The 7,152-nt window shown below is 37.9% G+C and carries 9 protein-coding genes; 5 read left to right on the plus strand and 4 right to left on the minus strand.

The window, feature by feature from the left end; genetic code table 11:
• On the minus strand, window positions 1–672 hold a 672-nt coding region (locus tag ACO1O5_RS08800; protein ID WP_486269475.1), incomplete at its 3' end, for a hypothetical protein.
• A 276-nt stretch (window positions 673–948) separates the two neighbouring features.
• Window positions 949–1,401 (minus strand): LytTR family DNA-binding domain-containing protein, encoded by a 453-nt coding sequence (locus tag ACO1O5_RS08805; protein ID WP_486269476.1) that lies wholly within the window; start codon window positions 1,399–1,401, stop codon window positions 949–951.
• Between the two features lie 438 nt (window positions 1,402–1,839).
• On the opposite strand from ACO1O5_RS08805, the gene ACO1O5_RS08810 reads away from it, so the two are divergent.
• The 4 genes from ACO1O5_RS08810 to ACO1O5_RS08825 all read left to right on the plus strand — a co-directional run bounded on the left by ACO1O5_RS08810 (window position 1,840) and on the right by ACO1O5_RS08825 (window position 4,270).
• Window positions 1,840–2,085 (plus strand): hypothetical protein, encoded by a 246-nt coding sequence (locus ACO1O5_RS08810; RefSeq protein WP_486269477.1) that lies wholly within the window; start codon window positions 1,840–1,842, stop codon window positions 2,083–2,085.
• Window positions 2,086–2,250: 165 nt separating this feature from the next.
• The gene (locus tag ACO1O5_RS08815) at window positions 2,251–2,838 is read left to right on the plus strand and encodes a hypothetical protein (RefSeq protein WP_486269478.1); all 588 of its coding nucleotides are present in this window, start codon (window positions 2,251–2,253) and stop codon (window positions 2,836–2,838) included.
• Window positions 2,808–3,614 (plus strand): sensor histidine kinase, encoded by an 807-nt coding sequence (locus ACO1O5_RS08820; protein ID WP_486269479.1) that lies wholly within the window; start codon window positions 2,808–2,810, stop codon window positions 3,612–3,614. The genes ACO1O5_RS08815 and ACO1O5_RS08820 overlap by 31 nt, the downstream gene beginning before the upstream one ends.
• Before the next feature lie 2 nt (window positions 3,615–3,616).
• The gene (locus ACO1O5_RS08825; protein WP_486269480.1) at window positions 3,617–4,270 is read left to right on the plus strand and encodes a response regulator; all 654 of its coding nucleotides are present in this window, start codon (window positions 3,617–3,619) and stop codon (window positions 4,268–4,270) included.
• 34 nt (window positions 4,271–4,304) lie between these two features.
• On the opposite strand, the gene ACO1O5_RS08830 is transcribed toward ACO1O5_RS08825, so the two are convergent.
• Both ACO1O5_RS08830 and ACO1O5_RS08835 read right to left on the minus strand, forming a co-directional pair.
• Window positions 4,305–5,351 (minus strand): hypothetical protein, encoded by a 1,047-nt coding sequence (locus ACO1O5_RS08830; protein ID WP_486269481.1) that lies wholly within the window; start codon window positions 5,349–5,351, stop codon window positions 4,305–4,307.
• Between the two features lie 219 nt (window positions 5,352–5,570).
• A complete protein-coding gene (locus tag ACO1O5_RS08835; RefSeq protein ID WP_486269482.1) occupies window positions 5,571–5,945 on the minus strand; it encodes a VOC family protein in 375 nt (124 codons plus the stop codon).
• A gap of 293 nt (window positions 5,946–6,238) precedes the next feature.
• On the opposite strand from ACO1O5_RS08835, the gene ACO1O5_RS08840 reads away from it, so the two are divergent.
• On the plus strand, window positions 6,239–7,081 hold the full coding sequence (locus tag ACO1O5_RS08840) for a pirin family protein (RefSeq protein WP_486269483.1): 843 nt from the start codon (window positions 6,239–6,241) through the stop codon (window positions 7,079–7,081).
• The last annotated feature ends 71 nt before the right edge of the window (window positions 7,082–7,152 follow it).

Raw genomic sequence — 7,152 nt, forward strand, 5'->3', positions numbered from 1 at the left:
GCCATCCGATTTGGTACCATTAACAAGTATACCGTTATTGGATGAATCAACATCGGGGTTGGTGCATGCTTCTGTAAATTCGTGAGAAAAAACTTTGGTCGTGCAATCGTGGCCGGTTAAGGATCCGGTGTTATCAACCCATGCATAATAGGCTTTAACACCGTCAACAGAAAAGCTTTGATGTTGCCCGGCAAATTTTGTTATGCTGTTGCGAATACCTTTCGGTGCAATTACAGCATAAAAGCGGTTATGACCTGCAGTAGGTGCCGGCATACCGTGATTTTTAATACGGTCGGTAAGCATATTTACTACATCACTATCGGTATATAAATCTGCAGGATCTGTGGCGTCATTTATTTCACTGTAAATTAAAGTTCCCTGTGCAACGCCACGATATTGGTTGAGGCCGCTGTTGTAGGGTCCGGTAATGATGCCTTCAATTGCCTGCTGGTACTCGTCCCTGGAAGGAGAGGGAGCAGGATTAGCGCTCCAAAAACTTCCCCAAAAACATAGAATAACTTCTACGTTGGTGAGTACGAGGCCGCCGCCATCAGTAGTGCTCGTTACGGTATAGTCGGCACTAAATGAAAGGTCACCTGTATGGGCTTTTGCGTCGGTTCTCACCCGCTCAACAATACCCGATAATTTTTTTGTTGATTGATCGTTGCTCATTTTAGTTATATTTTTTTTTGACAGAAATTGTTCAGGGTTTGATTTGTCGTAACTGCATCATGCACCCTAGTATGCACGCTAATATTTGTCTTATCTTTTTAGTTATTCTTTAATCGGATTTTCATTGAATTCCGTTTAATTGTTGGTCAAATTGGAATACCATTATTATTGAATGGCATTAAGGAGTGGTAGTTACATATCCCGCTCAGCACGGATACTACAGCAAATGTATTACGGTCAGGAATCCATGTCAGTCACTTTTTCGTAAAATGCATTTCACGTATAGGTGCTTTTTAGCAGGTGGCATAAAAACGGAGAAATCCGGTGAGGAATGGCTACCGAAGAACCATCATTAAAATAAAGAAGCTTCTTATGCTCGTCAATATGTGAAAAATGTTGCCTGTTAAGCAGATAAAATTTATTAAGACGCATGAAAGTAGCAGTGTCTAAAATATGGATCAGTTCCTTAAGCGTGGAATGCCTGCTCATCCACTTCGTTTGGTCTCCACACTTTATTAAAGATTTTACATAATGATCGGCGCTTACCACAAAATATATTTCATCGGGATGAGCCCAAACGAATTTGTCTTTTTTTTCTTCAAACCGTATAAAGTCCATATTGGCCGGAACCAGTTCATTTTTATTAGGTACCGTTCTAGCAGATAGCGAAAAAAAGGTGCTTTTTTTTGAATTGATAGTTTCACCTAATTGGTAATCGTTGAATAGCATATAACGTGTTTTAATTTGGGGGGAAAAGATTCAAACCTTTTATATAGTTTAATGGTATCCTTGATTTATGATTATTCCTTAAGAGCTGCCCTGTCGAGTCAGCATTAGTCGCAAACGCACCCGTGGAGGGAAACAATACATTATAATTTTTAAGAGAATATTTTTACCGTGATGAATTGTATTGGTAAGGGTTTTCATTTATGTAAATTTCGTATAGCAAAACAGGCAATCAAATTGGCCTGGAGAAATAGGGATTACAAGGCATAGCAAAATTCGAAAAAATTTAATTAAATATACCGCGGTGTTTTGACGGATTTATTAAAGTATTTCCAACCCCGTTTACATGAGAAAAAGACGGTTTTCATAATTATAATTGTTAATATTGAAATGGATATATAGTTTTAAGAAACATTATTTTCAAATTCTAAATTTTCAGTTATGCCAAACGAAACTCAAATTGAATGCTACTTTAAAAGTTCAGAATTAGCCAAATTATGCCAGGGCACCAAGGACATCGTTATTAACATTAAAGCAACTTATGCACCGGGCAAGATGCCTACGTTTGATATCTCTGCATCTCAGTTTAAGAAGAGCGGTAAGTCGGGAAAGTCTATAAAGGCAATGCCGCTCGGGGGAGATACTTCCGGTGGAAGTACTACGGGTTGTCCCGCGCCATGTAAATAATGATTCCAGGTGATAATTCCGAACCCCAATTTGCTATTGGTATCGTTTTAAAACCTCGTAAAAAATAACATCTTGCTGTCTATACTTATAAAAGATTTCTTAGAACCTTTTTCTTACTTGATTTATTCGATAGCTCTGTTATTAGAATACCGATCGAATAGATTAATGAGGGAAAAGGTTCTTTTTATTTATTACGTCATAGCTACTGCCCTTCTTACTTATGCAGCTTTTTTAGCCATACAGTATGCAAGTGATAGTACAGGTAATAACAACTGGCTATATAATATCCATTACTTTTTGTCGGCTGTGGTTTTGGGCTATTATTTCAATAATCTTCTCGTGAGTAAACTCAAAAAGAGAATTGTCGCGGTATTATTTTCAATGGTGGCAATTAATTTTATTATTACTGACTTCATCATTACCAGGACTTTTTTTAATAGCACCAGCACCGCTTTCTTGTTTCTTTCAATGGTAATAGCATCTTTCATGTACCTCCATGAATTATTAATTAATATCAGCGAAAAAAATATCCTGCTCAATTTTAATTTATGGCTAATTTCCGGCTATATTATCTATTTCCTGGGTGGCTTTTTTATTATTTTATCTTATAGTTATCTTACAGACAAACTTACATCAGAACAAGAGACGATTTTGGGGGATCTTTGGTCCGTTTTGAATGTCTTGCTTTTTGTTACGTCAATAATTACTTTATCGAGCCATCTATGGATAACTTATCGAAACAAATCACAATAATTATACTTGCCTCCGCCTTGCTCATAATTGTAGCAGTGGGCATTATTGTACTTATACTTGTGTACCAGAAAAAGCAATTACAGTATATTGGAGAAAAAAAGCAATTAAAGATTACGTTCGAGAAAGAAATACTGGAAAGTAAATTGGAAATACAGGAGCAAACTCTTAAAAATATTTCACAGGAAATACATGATAATATCGGCCAGGTGCTTAGCCTTGTGAAACTGAACATTAATACGATGAACTGTAACGAACCAGTGCAGATACAAAATAAAATTAACGACAGCCGGCAATTGATAACCAAGGCAATCCAGGATTTGAGGGACCTTTCCAAAAGCTTAAATACTGATTATATTGTTGATGCAGGTTTAGCAAAGGCGCTGGAGTACGAACTTGACATGATTAGAAAAACGGGCGTATTCGAAGTGAATTTTGATTTAGAAGGAAAACAATACAGGCTGGGCAACCAGCAGGAACTTATCTTGTTCAGAATTGTACAGGAAGTACTCAATAATATTATGAAACACGCAAAGGCTACTTTGATTGACGTAAAACTTATATTTGATCCAGCCTTGTTTACGTTAAAAATTGATGATAATGGTGTTGGTTTTGATACAAGCAGAATACAACAAAACGATTATGGCAAACTGGGTCTCGGAGTAAGGAACATGCATAATCGTGCTAAAATGATCAATACCCATTTTCAAATTATAAGCACACCGGGGCAAGGGACCTCAATCGTTTTAACACTTCCAATGGAAACCTCTAAAACTTAGCTATGAAAACAGTTGCACTTATTGATGATCATGTATTGCTCCGGAACGGGCTGGCAAATCTTATTGAAACTCTTGGTGATTATAAAGTGTTATTCCAGGCAGACAACGGAAAACAATTTGTTGAAACTGTACAGAATGGCACAGTTCCCGACATTGTGTTGATCGATATTAACATGCCGGTAATGGATGGTTATGAAACTGCTACATGGATAAGGGAAAATAAGTTAAAAATAAGTATTCTCGCCTTATCAATGTACGATGATGAGAATTCAATTATTAAGATGTTTAAGGCCGGAGCGAAAGGCTATATTTTAAAAGACTGCGATCCATCAGAATTAAAAACGGCCCTGGAAGCGCTGGTTACAAAAGGATTTTATTATAATGAGATGATAACCGGTAAATTAATTCATACCATTAACACATTGGATGAAAAGGAAATTCAATCGAGAATGCTTGCCAAGCTCAATGATCGCGAAATTGCTTTTTTAAAACTTGTTTGTTCAGAATACACGTATAAAGAAATTGCTGAAAAAATGTTTGTCAGCACACGCACTGTAGATGGATACCGGGATTCCCTTTTTGAAAAATTAGAAGTCAAATCGCGGGTAGGCCTTGTTATGTTTGCGATAAAGAATGGCGTTATCAGTTTGCAGTAAAGGCATCTACGCAAGCTTAAAAAATTAGCCGGATTTATTTCTTCTTATCATCACCGCCGGCTGTTGACGGCTTAGCCCCTGTACTTCTTAAATTTGAAATTTTATTTAGTATATCAAACCAAAAAGGAGCGCCCATCATAATAGCAAGAATGGTTGCTAACAGTCCTGTGATTTTTGAAAATAATAACCGCAACGAAATTTTTCCACCCGGGCCATTTAATTCGCCGGCCTTCCAGGTGAGTGGCATCACATCATTCAGTCCCTTCTTTGCTTTATCAATATCAGCTATTTTTTGTGTGATGCTGTTTTTTATTTGTTCTGCGCTCATTGCATTGTGAGATGTATCGCTTTTGACGAGGCTAATTTGCTGCACTTGTTTTATTAAAGCGGAATCATCGGCAGCACTGTAAGCCTGCATGGCAATTTTAGTGCGTACATCCGGATTGCTGTATAGGTATTTTGCGAGGGCAATACTATCTGCGTTTAGGCATACCGTTACTATGATGGCGACTAAAAGGGTTGCCGGCCGGGAATACTTCTTTTTTAAGGCATCTGTCACGCGATCCATCGATGAATTGTACCAGTTTTCTATCTTCCATCTGAACAGATCTATTTCACTTTCTGTTTTTTCACTTACTGACCTATAGGTATCTTTTGCATCATTAGCATACATCAATAATATTCTTTGAAATTCGGATGGGAGTGCATCCGATTTGTCAATAGCCGCAATAAATTCATCAATATTTTTTGCAACGCTTTTAGGATTTGCCGGATCGAACGTAATTCTTTCAAGCAACGCAGCGGTGAAGTTTTTGGCATCAATGTAAGATGTGGAGTTGCGACTCTTTGAAAGCGCCGTAACAGAGCAATGATCCATAATAGCATGTGCCAACGTTACGGTTGTTCCATCCGGTTGAATTATGGTTTTATTGAAAATCTTAGTCAACCATTCTTCCAGCAAAGTTGCCCGTGCTTTCAGCCCGGTTAAAATCATTTCTACTCCCGAGCTGCTGATTATACTCAACAGGAAATAAACGAATATAACACCTACTACAAGGTCGAGAATTGGGAAACCGCTCATATCAACTGTTTTTATTTTTTTTGAAATAACATGGCCATGGTGTAAGCAATACCAGCACGGTATTAAATATCAAATTGAAATTGCAGGTACAATTAATTCTGTTTTCTCGCGTTTCGGGGGCAAGGTGAAAGTGTTGCTACCAGGGGTGATACCAAACTAATAAAACGTTCTTATATTTCAAAGCATACAGTAAATATTTGAACGGCTTCCTTATTTCTATTAACCGCCATGTTGGTAAATCCCGAGGACATTTCCGGCAGGATCGCTAAAATGAGCCGTTATTTCAGGAGCGTCTTTGCCTAATTCCTGCACTATCTTTCCTCCATGCGCCAAAATACTATCGATACATGCTTTCGCATCATCTACCATTATAGAAATCATGATTCCTGGCTCTTGCATGGGCTTTCTTCCCAATACCCACGTGCCGCTAACTTCGCCAACGCCGTCGTCAAACGCAACACTGCCATCTCCACGATTTCTTATTGTCCATCCGAAAACCTCTTTATAAAATAACATGGAAGCATTGATGTCCGTAGCAGGAATTTCGAGGTAACATATTTTGCCATTACCGAAAGTAGGTTCCTTATTTTCCATTTTATAGATTTTTAGAAATGATTTAAACAATTGAAAGCAGGAACATGATTTCAAATGTAAGAATTAACTAAAAGTTCCAAAAAGCAGTTTTTTAAAAGGCAAGTATAAATTTATTTTGAAATCATTAATCCATATCAATAAATTTTATTACTCTATGTCATTTGAACAGGCAAAGGTTAGGTCTAATTTTGCTTTGTTACAGGTTTTGATGTATCAATGAAGTTATTTAGCCAGCTGGTTCCAAAGTTGATGCATCCTCTTTTTAAAAAAATAAACTCTTTAAATTATAAAACATGTATAGAAGCATTGAAAAAATTATACCTGCACCGTTAGTGAATATGGGACCCATACGCCTACGGCAACCCATACCTATTGCAGGTACCGAACAAATAAGTCCATTCATCTTATTACACCATTTTGACATTAATATGGAAGCGGGACAAAACAACTTTGATGTTCCCGCCCATCCACATCGTGGCTTTATGCCGATAACATTTATGTATGAAGGCGCAGTAGAACATGGCGATTCTTTAGGTAACGTTCAAGTAATCGGTAACGATGAAGTGCAATGGATCAATGCAGGAAGAGGTATTATCCATTCAGAAAAAACCGGGAAAGAATTCGCTAAAACGGGAGGACGTTTTCATGGGATACAACTATGGATCAATTTGCCTGCGGCAGAAAAAATGAAAACACCTTCTTACCAACCCATCACAAAAGATGAGATCGTGTTGATAGAAAAAGATGGTGTCCAGTTCAGGTTAGTCTCAGGAAAATACGATGGCAAAAAAGGTCCGGCAAATTCGGATGTTCTCACGGCTATGATTAGAATGAAAGCCGCCTGCAGCTATGCTATCCCGTTACCAAAAAGCAACGACGTATTCTTATACGTGCTTGAAGGCGATGTGGAAGTAAATTCAGAAAAGACATTGCGACGTTTTGACCTTGCCTCATTCAAACATAGCGATGAAGCTATTTTACTGACCGCAAAAAGCGATTGTGCATTACTGTTAGGTGCCGGAGATCCTATTGATGAACCGCTGGTGAGCCATGGCCCTTTTGTGATGAATACACAAACTGAAATTATGGAAGCCATGCGGGACTACCAGAATGGTAAAATGGGTTTTTTGTATTAGAGCCTCCCACCAACGCCTCTCAAAAGGAGATGGAGCGAGACCTGGCAAAAAATTTGTAGCGGAATTCATCC

The sequence above is a fragment of the Ginsengibacter sp. genome (genome assembly GCF_057362405.1).